Source organism: Neorhizobium descurainiae (genome assembly GCF_051400715.1).
Taxonomy (GTDB): domain Bacteria; phylum Pseudomonadota; class Alphaproteobacteria; order Rhizobiales; family Rhizobiaceae; genus Neorhizobium.
In genome coordinates this window covers 295353-311284 of sequence record NZ_JBLFFK010000003.1, presented here as the reverse complement: position 1 = coordinate 311284, position 15932 = coordinate 295353, and the positions used below count along the sequence as shown (strand labels likewise).

The following is a 15932-nucleotide window of genomic DNA, read 5'->3' as shown; positions in this document are numbered from 1 at the left end:
AGCAGCGGTTCTGTATAGATGGAGTTTTGATGTTCTCTTCGAAAGAGACCCGGTAAGGGGCCGGCCGCCCGAGCAGGCGCACCGGCCCAGACAAAAACGAGAACACCGACGCTGAACGAGCGCCGGTAACGTTTTTGCGCGCTCGCCAGCGAGCGCTTATCCGGACATCAAACAATGGATATTTCCCGCGCCGAACAGCGCATCCTCCACCTGCTCGCCCAGGGCGGCAGGATCGAGATCACCCGAGACGAAAACCGCAAGATCGAAAAGCTGCAGCTCTATACCCGCGAGGGCTGGGTCTTCGCCGGGTTGGACATCATCACCTTCCGAAAGCTCAAGCAGAAGAAGGCGATCAGGTCCAACGGCGGCAAGCCCTACCGCATAACCGAACGCGGACTGGTGCTGGTAAGGGCCGAGCAGGACAACAGGTAGATCGCTGCCGGTGGCCGCGCGTCGCCATTGACGCGCGGTCTTTGGTGTGCGGCCTTGGCCTGCGTTCAAATAAGCCCCGAAAGCTCGGCCTTCATCGCGGCCCACTCCTCGGCAATCGATCCGGGCGACCGCTGCTTTCCCGCGCGGCGGTACCAGTAGCCGGCATTCCAATCGTCACCTTCGATGCGATGGCAAAGGGCATGGCCCCAATCAAACGGCTGTTCGCCCTCATGCGCCTGGCAAATCTCGTGGACGGCCTCCCAATCGGGGCCTATGCTGAAACCAGCGGTGGCGAGGCGATCGAATGCGTCTATGAGGTGCGCAAGATCCGAGTTCGACATGAGGCTTCCTCCGCAAGCTTCCTTTATAACAGGCGCCGCCTCGAAAGCCGAGACGGCGCCTGTCTTCATCAGTCGCGCAGATTGATGATGTCGTGCATCAACCCGCCCGTGCCGTTGTGGATGGTCAGGTGACCAATCTTGCCGGCGATCGTTTCGAGCGCTTCGAGCTCCTTCAGGCGCAGCATAACCGGGTTTTCGGCCATGACCTTCGCCGTATTGAGGAGCGAACGGGTGGCGTTCGTTTCCTCGCGGCGGCGGATTGCATTGGCCTCGGCCTGCTTTTCTGCCGCGACGACCTGGTTGAGGATCTCGCGCATCTCGCCCGGCAGGATCACGTCTTTGAGCTCGATGCCGGAAACCTCGATGCCGATCGCCGCCATGTCCTCGCGGACCTTCTCGGCGGCTTCCACATTGATCGTCACCTTACGCTCGAGGATCTGGTCGAGGGTCAGGCTGCCGAGCGTGCGGCGGAAGACGAACTGCAGCGCGCGGTAGAGCGCGTCGGAGAAGTCCTTCACCACCGTCACCGCCTTGACCGGGTCGACGACGCGGTATTCGGCGGAGATGTTGATGCGGATCGTCACCCGGTCACGGGTCAGGAGTTCCTGGCCCGCAACATCGAGCGCCTGCCGCTTCAGGTCGATCACCTTCACCTGAAAGGCCTTGCCGACATTCCAGAATGCATGAACACCTGCGGCAAGCGTGCCAACCTGCGCACCGTCGACGAAGAGCAGGCCGACCTGTCCCTCGTTGACAAGATGCGTGCTGAACGCCTCACCCTTACGGACCTGAATGATGCGGCGCATCAAAGCCGGATCGACAGCAAGGTTCTCCGAGACGTCGATCCGCTTCTCCGCCCACGGCCCGGCGTCTTTCCAGACGACGAGCTTCTGGTTCGGCATCAGGACTGAAAAAATCGCACCATCGCGCTCGATCACCGCCACCTCGGCGGCTGCGGTACGGAAAACGGTCAGATTCCGGCCGGCTACATGCGGGAGCCTGTCGAACAGAGCCTTCTCGTAAGCCGAAACGAATGCCGGATTGGTCAGGTCGTGACGGGCGATCTCCAGGCTGTTGCGAGCATTCGGCAGCCAGTACATACCCGGCCCGTAAATGCCCATTATCCGGCCCTTGTGCAGGGCGATCACACGTTCGTTTTCCTTCACCAGGATGCGCTTGCGCCCCAAAATCATCTCGAGAAGCTTTGTCATGTTCGTTACTCCTTCGGTACGCCTACGTCATCGACCGATTTTTCCTTCGCTTTTTCGTTTCACTCTTTCATTCCCGGCATTGATCCGGGAACCGGTGGCAGGTTGCGTTCGCGGAACAGCAGGAGAGGACGTCGCGGCATACGGGCGGGCGTTGGAGAATTCTCCTCCGCCGGCCGGCATGCGGCTTGTTCGTCACTGTTGTTCTGGCTTGCGCCCCTGGTTTCGGAACGGTCCAAGGCCTTTCGGCCGCTTTCCGCTCTTCGGCATTCCGGTTCCCGAACCGTCGATCCTGGTAACACCGTGACAGGGTGCTGCTGGTTTGGAGCCAGCTTGGAGAAGGATTTGAACCTTCGACTTCAGATTATCAGTCTGATGCTCTACCCACTGAGCTATCCAATGGCGCAAATAGCGGGAATCGAACCCACGACCTCCGGAAATAAATCCGGCGCTCTCCCTCTGAGCTATATCCGCTTTCCGACCTCCGATGGGGCATCCGTATGCAGGACGGCAAAGCCGACTGCAAGGGAGGAGGGTTTGAACTCCGTCCGTTGACGTCCGCACTGGCTGACGACCGGGAGGGCGCGTTTAGGGCATTTCCTGGCGTGAAGGCAACAGGGAAAATTGAAGCCGTGAATTGCGGAGCCTCGGCGTTGCAACAGAGCAACAAATTAGAAAGGCTGAACTTTCAGCTCAACGTCTTCTCCAGATGCACTTTTTCGAGCTCGACGCCCATGCTCTTGGAATATTCCGGACCGCGCCAGACGATGACGAAGCCGCAGCGCTCGTAGAGCCGGATGGCGCCTGAATTTTTCGCATGGGTATCCAGGCGCGCGATCGCGAGACCTTCCGATATCATCAGGTCGCAGAGATAAAGTAGCAACGCACGGCCGACGCCCCTGCCCTGACAGTCCGGACGAACCCACAGATCGGACACATAGTTCGGCGCATTTTCCCGTGCGCCCCAGCCGACGATCTCGCCGTCCAGTTCCGCCACATGGATCTCGCCCTCCGTCTGCGACGGAAAGACCGCGAACTCATGCTCCACCCGGGCGATCACCGCGGGATCGAGATAACTGTCCTCGAAGGCGTCGCTCGCGGACCATGCCCCAAAACCCACAGCGGCAACCGCCTGATGATCGGCGGCCGTCATCCGGCGGATCGTGAGGCCCGTCACCACCACTTGGCCGGCGTGAACCTGCCGGCCGCCTGTTCGATGACATGGGCGGTGCGGAAGAGCGTTTCTTCCTCGAACGGCTTGCCGATGAGCTGCAGGCCGAGCGGCAGCCCCTTGTGGTCGAGGCCGGCGGGAACGGCGATGCCGGGAAGGCCTGCCATGTTCACCGTCACGGTGAAGATGTCGTTCAGGTACATCTTCACCGGATCGGAGGCGAGGTTCTCGTCGGCGACGCCGAAGGCGGAGGACGGGGTCGCAGGCGTCAGGATCGCATCGACGCCGGCGCCGAAGACGGTCTCGAAGTCGCGCTTGATGAGGGTGCGGACCTTTTGCGCCCGCAGGTAATAGGCGTCGTAATAACCGGCCGAAAGCACATAGGTGCCGATCATGATACGGCGCTTCACCTCCTGGCCGAAACCGGCGGCGCGGGTCTTCTCGTACATGTCGATGATGTCCTTGCCGTCGACGCGCAGACCGTAGCGCACGCCGTCGTAACGGGCGAGGTTCGAGGAGGCTTCCGCAGGCGCCACGATGTAATAGGCCGGCAGAGCGTATTTGGTATGCGGCAGGGTGATGTCGACGATCTCGGCGCCGGCATCCTTCAGCCACGCGATGCCTTGGCTCCAGAGCGCCTCGATCTCCTGCGGCATGCCATCGACGCGATATTCCTTCGGAATGCCGATCTTCATGCCCTTGACCGACTGGCCGAGCGAAGCCTCGTAATCCGGCACCGGCAGATCGACGGAGGTGGTGTCCTTCAGGTCGACGCTCGCCATGGACTTCAGCATGATCGCGGCATCGCGCACGTCGCGGGCGATCGGGCCGGCCTGGTCGAGCGACGAGGCGAAAGCAACCGTGCCCCAGCGCGAGCAGCGGCCATAGGTCGGCTTGATGCCGACGGTGCCGGTGAAGGCGGCCGGCTGACGGATCGAGCCGCCGGTATCGGTTGCCGTCGCGCCGGCGCAGAGATGCGCTGCAACGGCCGCGGCAGAACCGCCCGAGGAGCCGCCCGGCACGAGCTGCTGGTTCGCGCCCTTCGCCTTCCAGGGGTTGATCACCGCACCGTAATGGGAGGTCTCGTTGGAGGAGCCCATGGCGAACTCGTCCATGTTGAGCTTGCCGAGCATGACGGCGCCGTCGTCCCAGAGGTTCTGGGAAACGGTCGATTCGTATTTCGGCTTGAAACCGTCGAGAATATGCGAGCAGGCCTGGGTATGGACGTCGCGAGTAGCGAACAGGTCCTTGATGCCGAGCGGAATGCCTTCCAGCGCGCCCACCTTGCCGGCCGCACGGCGCCCGTCGGAAGCTTTCGCCATGTCGAGCGCCTTTTCCGGCGTCACGGTGACATAGGCGTTCAGCACCCCATTGGCGGCTTCGATCGCATCGAGATAGGCCTTGGTCAGCTCGACGGAGGTGAATTCCTTGGCCTTCAGCTTTTCGCGGGCTTCGGCAATGGTGAGGCTGGTGAGTTCGGTCATGGTCTCTTCAAAACGTTCGAATGCGGTAAAAAGGGCGGAGGCAACGCTACTCAGGCGCTCACTCGACGACCTTCGGCACCAGGAAGAAATTATAGTCGGTGGCCGGCGCATTGGCGACGATATCGGCGGCCTTGTCGCCATCCGTCACATCGTCCTGCCGCTTGCGCATATCCATCGGGGTCACAGAGGTCATCGGTTCGACACCCGTGACATCTACCTCGGAAAGCTGCTCGACGAAGCCGAGGATGCCGTTCAATTCGCCGACCATGCGATTGGCATCTTCCTCGGAAACCGCAATGCGGGCAAGGCGCGCGACGCGCTTGACGGTGGCGAGATCGACGGACATGGCATAACTCCGATAGGAAATTTCCCATCCGCTATAATGAGCATGCCCGCCCTTCGCAACAGGAGCGCACCTCAATTTGTGAAGGCGCGCCACCGAGATCGGTTGCGGATCGGCAAGCTGACCGCCTGCGGATTGGCAAAGCCGACCGCTTAATAGCTGAGGCCGCCGCCCGGAGCCGGCGTCTCGACGCGGGTGCGCGAACCTTCCATGCCTTTCACGAATTTTTCCGCCGTCTGATCGACGCCCGGCAGGCCGTAGTGGCAGGGAATGGCGTGCTTGAAATCGAAGAAGCGCTGGCAGGCGAGTGCCGCCACCGCACCGCCCATGGTGAAGCGGTCGCCAATCGGCACGATGCCGATATCCGGCTGGTGCAGTTCGTTGATCAGGCCCATGTCGGTAAAGATGTCCGTGTCGCCCATATGAAGGATGGAGGGTTCGTCGTCGAAATGCAGCATCAGGCCGTTGGCATTGCCGAGGCAATGGGAAACGCCGTCTTCCGTGATCTGCGCCGACGAATGCAGCGCCTGGGTGAACGTGGCGGTGAAACCGCCGAGATCGATCGTGCCGCCGGTATTGCCCATCTCCAGCTTCTCGACGCCCTTCTTCGCCAGCCAGACGCCGAGATCGTAATTGGCAAGGACGGTGGCGCCGGTTTCCTTGGCGATCTGAACCGCGTCGCCGACATGGTCGCCATGGCCGTGGGTGAGCAGGATATGGGTGAGGCCTTCCGCAGCGGCCTTGGCATCCTGACCTGCAAAAGCGGGATTGTACGTCAGGAACGGGTCGATCAGGATCTTCGCCTTGGCGGTTTCGATGCGGAAGGCGGAGTGGGCGAGCCAGGTGATCTTCATGGAAAAATTTCCTCCAATACGATGTAAGGACGGTAACGACACCAAGTGGAATTTTGATAGAAGGAAACCGTCGAGGCAAATGCTTCGACAAAGGAAAGGAGGTGAGACGATTGAAAATCCGGCTTACGCTGACGATCAGGTTCAGGACTTGGCGGTTCACCCTGATAATCAGCTAAGAAAACGGGGGTCGGGCGAAAGCCCGGCTCCCACCGGAAGGAAAGTCGTCTCACCTCCTGACCCAGACGTATAGCATGAGGCCGTACGATTTAAAAGCTTGGTGCGGTCCACCGGCTTCGGCCAGATAGCCTATGTGGCGAGAAAGGAAAGTGGGACAGGAGATGGACAAGCCGTCCTTTCCACGCAGGGAAATGAAGAATGCATGGCGGTGATGACGATCGAGGAACTGGCTGAAACGCTTCTGCCCGGGCAACCGATTGCCGGGCTTGACCTCGGCACGAAGACGATCGGGCTTGCCATGTCGGATATCGGCCGGCGGTTCGCCTCGCCGCGGCCCGTCATCAAGCGCGTCAAGTTCACCAAGGATGCGGAAGTCCTGCTCGCCTTCGCGGAAAAGGAGAGGGTCGCTGCCTTCGTCATCGGCCTGCCGATAAACATGGACGGCTCGACGGGTCCCCGCGTCCAGGCAACGCGCGCCTTTGTGCGCTCCATGGGCGAAAAGACGGACCTTCCCTTCGTCTTCTGGGACGAGCGGCTTTCGACGGTCGCCGCCGAACGGGCTCTGCTGGAAATGGACGTGTCACGGGCGAAACGGGCCGAGCGGATCGATTCCGCTGCGGCGAGCTTCATTCTTCAGGGCGCGCTCGACAGGCTTTCCTCGCTCGGCAGGGCAAGCTTGCCGGATTTCGACGCCTGACGTCTGCGCCACCAGGCGGCTATCGCCTTTCTCTTGCGGAAGGCGATGATGGCGAACACGATCAGGCTGTCGAAGGCGATCGCACGGGCGACCAGCGGCGGTATGGTTTCCGGCGGAATGCCCAGGATGCGGCCATAGACCTGGAAGACCAGGTCATGCGCATGGCGCGTCAGCATGAAGAAGCCGAAGCTCATGTCGTAATAGGAAAGTCCGTACCAGCTTGTCAGCAGAAGCACAGGGCCTGCCCATAAAATCAGGAACCACTTCATGCGGTCTTCCCCCTCGGTTCCACCGGATAGATCTCCGGCGACACGAGCCATCTCGATAGCGCCATGGCGCTCAGGACCACTGCGGGAACGGTAATGTCGAGCGCCAGCGCTGCAAAGATCGTCGTCATGACGACCAGCAATGCCCCATCCCTGACAGCAGTTCCCATCCCGAGCATGTCCGGCCAATTCGTGGTTAACAATGCGTTAAGACCGACCTTAAACGGCAGAGGATTTCCCGCAACGGAAACCGGCGGGCATGGTTAATGCTGGAGGTGGGGCTGTGGAAAAAGGTCAGCCGTAGATGGCGCGGACAAGGCGGCGGATCGAACCGGCGACCTTCTCCCAGTCCTTTTCGGTGCGAAGCGCCACGCCGGCGAACTGGCCGCTGACGGCGGCGGAGATCACCAGATGCTGGATCGCGGCAAAGAGCAGTGCATTGGTGGTTGCGGCGTCGACGCCCTTCGGCGGCGTCAACGAGCCGCGCATGCGCTCCAGCCATTTGCCGAGCGCCTTGGTGCGCGCCTCGGACAAACGGCGGACCTGCGGCGTATCCTGGGAAACCTCCCAGGCGACGATCTTGCAGACGAGCGGATCGTCGCGCAGCGCTTCCATGAAATAGATCGCGAGCTTCTCCATCAGGTCGCCATAGGTCAGCAGGAACATGCCGCCGGTATCTTCCGGAATGCGGTCCTTGACCCAGGTGCCGAGATCGGCGCCGATCGCCTCGATCAATCCGTCGAGACCACCGTAATAGCGGTAGATGAGCTGTTTGTCGCAACCGGCGCGGCGCGCCACCGCGTTGATGCCGAAACCTTGAAAACCCCGCTCGGCGAGAAGGTCGCGCGCGGCGATGAAGATCGCCCGTTCTGTGCTGGCGCGGTTGCGCACCTTCGCGACCGAACCCTCCTGCGCCGTCAGTTCAGGGATTTGCAGCATCTTTCGCCCGTATCCATTGCGTCCTGCAATCGCGATAGTCCGCAGTTCCCGATGCCGCAAGCGGCTGCCGGAAACGATGCACAGGATAACGCGGCGCCGGGAAGCGGCACTCCTGCATTGCGCAACCGGCCTCAAACGACTAGGAGGAAGCACTTCTCCTCCGTCCGTACCCCCAATATGCTCGCCATTTTCGAAAGCATCCTGCCGATCTTCCTGCTTGTCCTCCTGGGCGTCGCGCTCCGGCGAAGCCCGCTGATCGACGGGACGTTCTGGAACGGGCTGGAGCAATGCGGCTATTACGTGCTCTTCCCGGCGCTTCTCTTTCACACGCTGGCGCGAGCGGATTTTACCAGCATCGACCTGCATGTGGTCGGCATGACCGCTATCGGTGTCGTGCTCCTGATGTGCCTTTTCGTCCTGCTGCTCTGGCCGGTTCTTCGCAGGATCGGGGTCAGGGCGCCCGCCTTCAGCTCGCTTTTCCAGGCCGCCACGCGATGGAATTCCTTCATCGCGCTGGCGATCGCCGACAAGCTCTACGGTGCCACCGGGCTGACCGTCGTCGCTGTCGTCATGGCGGCGATCATCATTCCGCTGAACTTAATCAATGTCTCGGTGCTCTTGTGGTTCTCCGGCGCCCATCGCGGCTATTGGCAGTTCACGCTTCGCATCATCAGCAATCCGCAGATCGTCAGCAGCGCGCTCGGCGTTACGGTAAACCTTCTCGGCATCCCGATCTACGAGCCGCTGATGGTGGCGGTCGGACTCGTCGCCCAGGCGTCGCTCAGCCTTGGCCTCATCGCGGTCGGGGCCGGTCTGAAGGTGAAAGATGCCCTGAAACCGCAGCCGATGGTGCTGATCGGCACCGCCATCAAGCTCATCGTCTTTCCGCTGGTGATGATCGGTATCGCCATGCTCGTCGGCATCGGCGGCCAGCCGCTCGTGCTTCTGGCGCTGAGCGCCGCCGTGCCGACCGCGATGAACGGCTACATCCTCGCAAAGAAGATGGGAGGCGATGCGGAGCTTTATGCCGCGACCGCCACGGTGCAGACAGTCGCCTCCTTCCTCACCATCCCCGCGGTGCTGCTGTTCGCCGGTCAGTTCGCCGCCGGATAGAGAAGATCGATGATGTAGCGGGCATCGAAGCGGGCATCGAGCATGCCATAGGTCGAGCGCCAGCCGCCCGCCAGCCGCGTTTCCAGGAATGCATCGGCGATCTTGCCGGCGCCGAGCCGCACCAGTTCGGAGGCGCCCGCCGCAAGCGCAAGCTGCTCGACCAGAAGCCTTGCCGCCCCTTCGTCCGTTTCGCAAAGCGCCATGGCGGCGCGCAGCACTTCGACCGTCTTCCTGCCGGATGCGCCAAGATCCCGTTCGAAACCTGCCAGCACCGTGTTGAACAAGTCCCTGCCGCGCGACAGCACGCGCAGCACGTCGAGCGCCATCACGTTGCCGGAGCCTTCCCAGATCGCGTTGACGGGCGCTTCGCGATAATGTCGGGCGATCGGCCGTTCCTCGATATAACCGTTGCCGCCGAGGCACTCCATCGCCTCGTAGATCAGCGAGGGAGCGATCTTGCAGTTCCAGTATTTGACCACGGGCGTCATGACCCGCGCGAAGGCGGCATCGGCCGGGTTCGACGCGGCTTTGTCGAAAGCATCGGCCAGGCGGAAGCTGAGCGCGGTCGCCGCCGCCACGTCGAGCGCCATATCGGCCAGCACCCGCGTCATCAGCGGCTGATCGATCAGTTTCTTGCCGAAGACGTTGCGGCCCCGCGTGTGATGAACGGCCTCGGAAAGCGAGGCACGCATGATGCCGGCCGATGCCAGCGCGCAGTCGAGCCGGGTCAGCGTCACCATGTCGAGGATCGTGCGGACGCCGGCGCCGGGATCGCCAAGAAGATAGCCGAAGGCATCGGTGAACTCGACTTCCGACGAAGCGTTCGAGCGGTTGCCGAGCTTGTCCTTGAGGCGCTGGAACTGCAGGCCGTTCGCCGAACCATCCTCCAGGAGCCGCGGCACGAGGAAACAGCCTATCCCCTCATTGGTCTTGGCGAGCATGATGAAACCGTCGCTCATCGGCGCCGACATGAACCACTTGTGGCCGGAAAGGCGATAGATGCCCTCGCCCACCCGCTCGGCCGTGGAACGATTGGCGCGCACATCCGTGCCGCCCTGCTTCTCGGTCATGCCCATGCCGAGCGTCACGGCCGTCTTTTGGAGCGCCGGGCGATTCGTCGAATCGTATTTGCGCGAGAGGATTTTCGGCGCCCATTCCTTCTGGACGCGCGGCGCGGCCATCAGCGCGGCGATAGAGGCGCTGGTCATTGTAAGCGGGCACAGATGTCCGCATTCGAGCTGCGCCGTCATGTAAAAGCGGGTCGCACGCGCCTTGTGCTCGTGGCCCTTGGCTTCCGGAATGCTCTCCCAGACGGAGGAATGCAGGCCCGTCTGCATGGACCGGCGCATCAGCGCATGCCAGGCCGGGTGGAATTCGACCACATCCAGACGCTCGCCGCGGGGACCATGGGTCTTGAGCTTCGGCGGATTCTCGTTCGCCATGCGCGCCAGTTCCTGCGCCTCCGGCGAGGTGACGTAACGGCCGAGCTGGTCGTATTCCTCCCGGATGGTGCGGTTCAGGGTGCTTGTCAGATCGACGACAAGAGGATCGGATCTGTAGGCATTGATGCCGGACCAGGGCTTGGGCTGGTTCAATTCGGCAAATTTTTCTTCGGCGCGCGACATCTGGTTCATGGGAGCGGTTCTAGCGGAAGTTACCGGGCCTGGGAACGGCAGCGAAAGAGGAATTCCGGCATTCTCAACAAAAGGCCGTGCCTGCATCAAAAACCATCGCAGCCGAAGTCCGGCAAAACAAGCGGTGAGATAAAGCCCGCGCCCGCTTGCGGGTCTCTCCGCCAGACCTTATAGACCGCCGAACGCAAGCGGAGACACGACTTATGGTCTTCTTCCCTCATCGCCATCTCCTCGGCATCAAGGGCCTCACGGAACAGGACATCACCTTTCTTCTCGATAAGGCCGACGAGGCCGTGAAGATTTCCCGGCAGCGGGAGAAAAAGACCTCGACCCTCAGAGGTCTCACGCAGATCAACCTGTTCTTCGAAGCTTCCACCCGCACGCAATCCTCCTTCGAGCTCGCCGGCAAGCGTCTGGGCGCCGACGTGATGAACATGTCGGTCGGCAACTCCTCGGTGAAGAAGGGCGAAACGCTGATCGATACGGCAATGACGCTGAACGCGATGCGGCCGGACGTGCTGGTACTCAGGCATTCCTCCGCCGGGGCGGCCGCCTTGCTCGCACAGAAGGTCGCCTGCTCGGTCGTCAATGCCGGCGACGGCCAGCACGAACATCCGACCCAGGCGCTGCTCGACGCGCTGACCATCCGCCGCGCCAAGGGCAAGCTCTCGCGCATCATCGTGGCGATCTGCGGCGACGTGCTGCATTCGCGCGTCGCCCGCTCCAACATCCTGCTGCTTAACGCCATGGGCGCCCGGGTCAGGGTGGTTGCGCCTTCGACGCTGCTTCCTTCCGGCATCCGCGAGATGGGCGTCGAAGTCTTCCACTCCATGGAGGAAGGCCTGAAGGACGCCGACGTGGTGATGATGCTGCGCCTGCAGCGCGAGCGCATGGCCGGCGCCTTCGTGCCGTCGGTGCGCGAATATTTCCGCTTCTACGGCCTCGATGCCGAAAAGCTGAAGGCGGCGAAAGAAGACGCGCTGGTCATGCATCCCGGCCCGATGAACCGCGGCGTCGAGATCGCATCGGAGGTGGCCGACGGACCGCAGAGCGTCATCGAGCAACAGGTGGAAATGGGGGTCGCCGTGCGCATGGCCGTGATGGAGGCGCTGCTCGTCTCGCATAACCAGGGAGAGCGCGCATGACTGCGACCGTCCTGAAAAACCTCCGCATCATCGATCCGTCGCGCAATCTCGACGAGACCGGTACCATCGTCATCGGCGACGACGGCCGTATTCTCGCTGCCGGCAAGGACGCGCAGAACCAGGGAACTCCGGAAGGCGCTAAGGTCAGGGATTGCAAGGGCCTCGTCGCGACGCCGGGCCTCGTCGACGCCCGCGTTTATGTCGGGGAGCCGGGGGCGGAGCACCGCGAGACGATCGAATCGGCCAGTCGCGCGGCAGCAGCCGGCGGCATCACCTCCTTCATCATGATGCCGGACACCGATCCGGTGCTGGACGACATCGCGCTCGTCGAATTCGTGCAGAAGACCGCCCGCGACAAGGCTGTGGTCAACGTCCATCCGGCAGCCGCGCTGACCAAGGGGCTTGCCGGCGAGGAGATGACCGAGATCGGCCTGCTGCAGCAATCCGGCGCGGTCGCCTTCACCAACGGGCGGCGAGGCCTTTCCGACAGCTTGCTCCTGCGCCGCGCCATGACCTATGCCCGCGAATTCGATGCGGTCATTTCGCTGGAACTGCGCGAAAAATATCTCGGCAGCGGCGTGATGAACGAAGGCCTCTTCGCAAGCTGGCTCGGCCTTTCCGGCGTGCCGAAGGAAGCCGAGATCATCCCGCTCGAACGGGATCTCCGGATCGCCGGGCTGACGCGGGCGAAATACCATGCGGCCAAGATTTCCGTGGCGGAATCGGCGGAAGCGATGCGCGTTGCCCGCTCGCGCGGCGCCAACGTCACCTGCGGCGTGTCGATCAACCATCTCTCGCTCAACGAGAACGACATCGGCGAGTACCGCACCTTCTTCAAGCTCTCGCCGCCGCTGCGCTCCGAGGACGACCGCGTGGCAATGGCCGATGCAGTCGCCGACGGCACGATCGACATCATCGTCTCCTCGCATGATCCGCAGGACGTCGACACCAAGCGCCTGCCCTTTGCGGATGCCGCCGACGGTGCGATCGGGCTCGAGACCATGCTTGCCGCGGCACTCCGCCTGCAGCACGACGGCCGCGTGCCGCTGATGCGCCTGATCGACGCCATGTCGACCCGGCCGGCGCAGATATTCGGCCTCGACGCCGGCACGCTGAAGCCAGGCGCGAGGGCGGATATCACGCTCATCGATCTCGACGAGCCTTGGATCGTTTCGAAGGATATGCTTTTGTCCCGCTCAAAGAACACGCCCTTCGAGGATGCGCGTTTTTCGGGCCGAGCCGTCGCCACCTATGTGGCGGGCAAGTGCGTTCATTCGCTTTGATGGGGAAGAAGCGTGAGTGAGCTTTTCAACTGGCAGATCACCCTGCCCATCGCGCTTGCGGCGCTCGTCTTCGGTTACCTGCTCGGCTCTATCCCCTTCGGACTGATCCTCACCCGTGCCGCGGGCCTCGGCGACATCCGCTCGATCGGTTCGGGCAATATCGGCGCGACCAACGTGCTGCGCACCGGCAACAAGAAGCTCGCCGCCGCCACCCTGCTCCTCGATGCGCTGAAAGCCACCGCCGCGGCACTGATCGGCTGGTACTTCCTTGGCGAAGAGGCCGGCCTGATCGCCGGCTTCGCAGCCTTCCTGGGGCACCTGTTCCCAGTGTGGCTCGGCTTCAAGGGCGGCAAGGGCGTCGCCACCTATATCGGCATGCTGCTCGGCGTCGCGCCCTGGATGGTGCTTGTCTTCGCGCTCGTCTGGCTGTCTGTCGCCAAGCTCAGCAAATATTCCTCGCTGTCCGCACTGGTTGCAACGCTTGTCATTCCGGTTGTGCTGTGGTTCATAGGTGAACCGAAGATCGCACTTGTCATGGCAATCATGACCGCGATTTCCTGGTGGAAGCACAAGACCAATATCGAGCGGCTGATCGCCGGAACCGAGAGCAGGATCGGCCAAAAGGGATAAAGGACCAGTCGGCATGCCGGACGGCAGCGCAAGGCGGACGGGAATTGCGCTGACGGAAAGGCAGAGGATCGCCTGGCTGAGGCTGATCCGTTCCGACAATGTCGGTCCCGCCACATTCAGAGACCTCATCAACCATTGCGGCTCGGCCGAAAACGCGCTTGCTATGCTGCCGGAACTTTCCGCCCGCGGCGGCGCCACGCGGGCCATTCGCATCGCAACGGTAGCAGAGGCGGAACGGGAGCTCGAAGCCGCCCATCGCCACGGCGCCCGCTTCGTCGGCATCGGCGAGCCGGACTATCCGCCGGCCCTGCGCCAGATCGAAGGCGCGCCGCCGCTGCTGGCCGTCAAGGGCGATCTCTCCGCCGCCACGCGTCCCTCGGTCGGAATCGTCGGCTCCCGCAACGCGTCGATCGCCGGCGCCAAATTCGCGGCGATGATCGCGCGGGATTGCGGCCGCGCCGGCTATACGGTCACATCCGGCCTTGCCCGCGGCATCGACACCGCCGCCCACCGGGCCAGCCTGGAAACAGGCACGATCGCCGTTCTCGCGGGAGGCCTCGATCAGCCCTACCCTCCGGAAAATGTTCCTCTGCTTGACGAGATCACCGATGGCGCCGGCCTTGCGGTCAGCGAAATGCCCTTCGGATGGGAACCGAGAGCGCGGGATTTCCCCCGCCGCAACCGACTGATATCGGGCATTTCGCTGGGCGTCGTGGTGGTGGAAGCGGCGGAGCGCTCCGGCTCGCTGATCACGGCGCGCATGGCCGCCGATTTCGGCCGGCTGGTCTTCGCTGTTCCCGGCTCGCCGCTCGATCCGCGCTGCCACGGCACCAACGGCCTTCTCAAACAGGGCGCGATCGTCACCACCGGCTCGGCCGACGTCATCGAAGCGCTCGCGCCGCTTTCACAACTCGATCTGTTCGCAGGCCCGGTCGTGGAAGAGCCGGAAAAGACCGGCGACCTGCTGCCGCCCAATGACGACGACCGGGCGAAGATCGTCTCGGCGCTCGGCCCGACACCCGCCGATATCGACGACATCATCCGCCATACCGGGCTTTCCGCCTCTTCCGTCTATCTCATCCTGCTGGAACTCGATCTCGCCGGGCGGCTGCACCGGCATCCGGGCGGCATGGTGTCGCTGGCGATGGGTTGAATTGCCACATTGAGCGGATCGTAGACCATCGCTTAATTGCCTGACACGCAATCAAGCGAGGAAAACCCGATGTTCCGCAATCGTCTCGCCATCATCGCCACCGGCCTTGCCGCGGCCACCCTGCTCTCGCTTTCCGGCCTGATGGGCTGGATCTATGCCAGCGAGCCCCGGACCGGCCCGTTCAGCGCCGAATTCTCGCTCGTCGATCACCTCGGACGCCCGGCGGACCGGAGCGTCTTCCACGGCCAGCCGTCGCTCGTTTATTTCGGCTATACCCACTGCCCGGTCGCCTGCCCGACCACGCTTTATGAAATGGCGGGTTTCTTCGACCAGCTGGGAGAAGAAGGCAAGGCCCTGAAAGGTTATTTCTTCACGATCGATCCGGAGCGGGACAGCCAGGATGCCGTGAACGGTTATGTGACGGCCTTCACCGACCGCATCACCGGCTTCACCGGCGATCCGGCCGAAATGCGCAAGGTCGTCGACGGCTGGCGGGTGCATGCGGAAAAGGTGCCGGACGGCAGCGGCGGATACAGCATGGATCACACGCTGACGCTCTTCCTCGTCGGCGCCGACGGCCGGCTGAAGGGCCTTATTCCCTATGGAACGCAGCAGGAAGAGGCGCTGGAGAAAATCCGCACGGTTCTCCTCAAGCAATCCTGACCGTCTCAGGAATTGATCGGGCCGCGAGGAGAGAGCGAGCGCGGGCGCCTACCCGCCTGCACGTCCCCCGCCTCCACATAAGCCATCTCGATCAGGTAGCAGAGCATGTCCGCCCCCTCGCCCAATGCAACCTGCCGCAGCTCGCCGAGCATTTGCCTTATATAGGCGATGTTTTCCCTGGTATTGTCCTCGCGCCGGCCGTTCATCTCATCCTGAGGGACCATATTCCATTCCTGCCGAAAATTGCGACCGCGAGTCGGATATATGCTTATTGGGGGTATGCGATGAACCATATCGCATTTATTTATGATTGCAACCAATTGCAAATCTTCTTTAGGTTGTATTGCGTTGTGCGCTAGAATTTGGTGGATGCCCCTTGACCGCGGCGCAAACGCCCTC

Annotated in this window: 19 protein-coding genes and 1 tRNA gene; 8 read left to right on the top strand and 12 right to left on the bottom strand. The window is 62.5% G+C overall.

What is annotated here, in order from left to right:
• Positions 1-174 precede the first annotated feature (174 nt).
• Positions 175-432: a YjhX family toxin gene (locus tag ACMGE0_RS08175; protein ID WP_436815364.1), complete on the top strand. Its 258-nt coding sequence runs from the start codon at positions 175-177 to the stop codon at positions 430-432.
• A 65-nt stretch (positions 433-497) separates the two neighbouring features.
• On the opposite strand, the gene ACMGE0_RS08170 is transcribed toward ACMGE0_RS08175, so the two are convergent.
• The 7 genes from ACMGE0_RS08170 to ACMGE0_RS08140 all read right to left on the bottom strand — a co-directional run bounded on the left by ACMGE0_RS08170 (position 498) and on the right by ACMGE0_RS08140 (position 5833).
• Positions 498-773 (bottom strand): hypothetical protein, encoded by a 276-nt coding sequence (locus ACMGE0_RS08170; RefSeq protein WP_436815363.1) that lies wholly within the window; start codon positions 771-773, stop codon positions 498-500.
• Positions 774-841: 68 nt separating this feature from the next.
• On the bottom strand, positions 842-1984 hold the full coding sequence (locus ACMGE0_RS08165) for a slipin family protein (RefSeq protein ID WP_436815362.1): 1143 nt from the start codon (positions 1982-1984) through the stop codon (positions 842-844).
• Between the two features lie 397 nt (positions 1985-2381).
• A tRNA-OTHER gene (locus ACMGE0_RS08160) sits at positions 2382-2455 on the bottom strand.
• A 214-nt stretch (positions 2456-2669) separates the two neighbouring features.
• Positions 2670-3134, bottom strand: a complete 465-nt coding sequence (locus ACMGE0_RS08155; protein WP_436815361.1) for a GNAT family N-acetyltransferase — start codon at positions 3132-3134, stop codon at positions 2670-2672.
• A 20-nt stretch (positions 3135-3154) separates the two neighbouring features.
• Positions 3155-4636, bottom strand: coding sequence for an Asp-tRNA(Asn)/Glu-tRNA(Gln) amidotransferase subunit GatA (gene gatA / locus ACMGE0_RS08150; protein WP_436815360.1), 1482 nt, complete (start codon positions 4634-4636; stop codon positions 3155-3157).
• Positions 4637-4694: 58 nt separating this feature from the next.
• Positions 4695-4982: an Asp-tRNA(Asn)/Glu-tRNA(Gln) amidotransferase subunit GatC gene (gene gatC / locus ACMGE0_RS08145; protein WP_436815359.1), complete on the bottom strand. Its 288-nt coding sequence runs from the start codon at positions 4980-4982 to the stop codon at positions 4695-4697.
• Positions 4983-5131: 149 nt separating this feature from the next.
• A complete protein-coding gene (locus tag ACMGE0_RS08140; RefSeq protein ID WP_436815358.1) occupies positions 5132-5833 on the bottom strand; it encodes a metal-dependent hydrolase in 702 nt (233 codons plus the stop codon).
• Positions 5834-6212: 379 nt separating this feature from the next.
• Between ACMGE0_RS08140 and ruvX the strand changes: the two genes are divergently transcribed.
• On the top strand, positions 6213-6707 hold the full coding sequence (gene ruvX, locus ACMGE0_RS08135; RefSeq protein WP_436815357.1) for a Holliday junction resolvase RuvX: 495 nt from the start codon (positions 6213-6215) through the stop codon (positions 6705-6707).
• On the opposite strand, the gene ACMGE0_RS08130 is transcribed toward ruvX, so the two are convergent.
• The 3 genes from ACMGE0_RS08130 to ACMGE0_RS08120 all read right to left on the bottom strand — a co-directional run bounded on the left by ACMGE0_RS08130 (position 6644) and on the right by ACMGE0_RS08120 (position 7912).
• On the bottom strand, positions 6644-6976 hold the full coding sequence (locus ACMGE0_RS08130; RefSeq protein WP_436815356.1) for a DUF6105 family protein: 333 nt from the start codon (positions 6974-6976) through the stop codon (positions 6644-6646). The genes ruvX and ACMGE0_RS08130 overlap by 64 nt on opposite strands.
• Positions 6973-7143, bottom strand: a complete 171-nt coding sequence (locus tag ACMGE0_RS08125; RefSeq protein ID WP_436815355.1) for a hypothetical protein — start codon at positions 7141-7143, stop codon at positions 6973-6975. The genes ACMGE0_RS08130 and ACMGE0_RS08125 overlap by 4 nt, the downstream gene beginning before the upstream one ends.
• A 124-nt stretch (positions 7144-7267) precedes the next feature.
• Positions 7268-7912 carry a TetR/AcrR family transcriptional regulator gene (locus tag ACMGE0_RS08120; protein ID WP_436815354.1) on the bottom strand — a complete coding sequence of 215 codons (645 nt, stop codon included), beginning with the start codon at positions 7910-7912 and terminating at the stop codon, positions 7268-7270.
• A 177-nt stretch (positions 7913-8089) separates the two neighbouring features.
• Here ACMGE0_RS08120 and ACMGE0_RS08115 point away from each other — a divergent pair, with 177 nt between their 5' ends.
• Positions 8090-9025, top strand: coding sequence for an AEC family transporter (locus ACMGE0_RS08115; RefSeq protein WP_436815353.1), 936 nt, complete (start codon positions 8090-8092; stop codon positions 9023-9025).
• On the opposite strand, the gene ACMGE0_RS08110 is transcribed toward ACMGE0_RS08115, so the two are convergent.
• Positions 9007-10659, bottom strand: coding sequence for an acyl-CoA dehydrogenase family protein (locus tag ACMGE0_RS08110; RefSeq protein WP_436815352.1), 1653 nt, complete (start codon positions 10657-10659; stop codon positions 9007-9009). The genes ACMGE0_RS08115 and ACMGE0_RS08110 overlap by 19 nt on opposite strands.
• 203 nt (positions 10660-10862) lie before the next feature.
• Between ACMGE0_RS08110 and ACMGE0_RS08105 the strand changes: the two genes are divergently transcribed.
• The 5 genes from ACMGE0_RS08105 (at position 10863) to ACMGE0_RS08085 (ending at position 15533) form a co-directional block, all read left to right on the top strand.
• Positions 10863-11804 carry an aspartate carbamoyltransferase catalytic subunit gene (locus tag ACMGE0_RS08105; RefSeq protein ID WP_105386027.1) on the top strand — a complete coding sequence of 314 codons (942 nt, stop codon included), beginning with the start codon at positions 10863-10865 and terminating at the stop codon, positions 11802-11804.
• Entirely contained in the window at positions 11801-13087 is a 1287-nt protein-coding gene (locus ACMGE0_RS08100) for a dihydroorotase (RefSeq protein ID WP_436815351.1), read from the top strand. The genes ACMGE0_RS08105 and ACMGE0_RS08100 overlap by 4 nt, the downstream gene beginning before the upstream one ends.
• A gap of 12 nt (positions 13088-13099) precedes the next feature.
• Entirely contained in the window at positions 13100-13717 is a 618-nt protein-coding gene (gene plsY, locus ACMGE0_RS08095) for a glycerol-3-phosphate 1-O-acyltransferase PlsY (RefSeq protein ID WP_436815350.1), read from the top strand.
• 13 nt (positions 13718-13730) lie between these two features.
• The gene (gene dprA / locus ACMGE0_RS08090) at positions 13731-14870 is read left to right on the top strand and encodes a DNA-processing protein DprA (protein ID WP_436815349.1); all 1140 of its coding nucleotides are present in this window, start codon (positions 13731-13733) and stop codon (positions 14868-14870) included.
• Positions 14871-14939: 69 nt separating this feature from the next.
• Positions 14940-15533 (top strand): SCO family protein, encoded by a 594-nt coding sequence (locus ACMGE0_RS08085; RefSeq protein WP_436815348.1) that lies wholly within the window; start codon positions 14940-14942, stop codon positions 15531-15533.
• 5 nt (positions 15534-15538) lie between these two features.
• Here the strand turns inward: ACMGE0_RS08085 and ACMGE0_RS08080 are convergent, their stop codons facing one another.
• Positions 15539-15757 carry a hypothetical protein gene (locus ACMGE0_RS08080; RefSeq protein ID WP_436815347.1) on the bottom strand — a complete coding sequence of 73 codons (219 nt, stop codon included), beginning with the start codon at positions 15755-15757 and terminating at the stop codon, positions 15539-15541.
• Positions 15758-15932 lie beyond the last annotated feature (175 nt).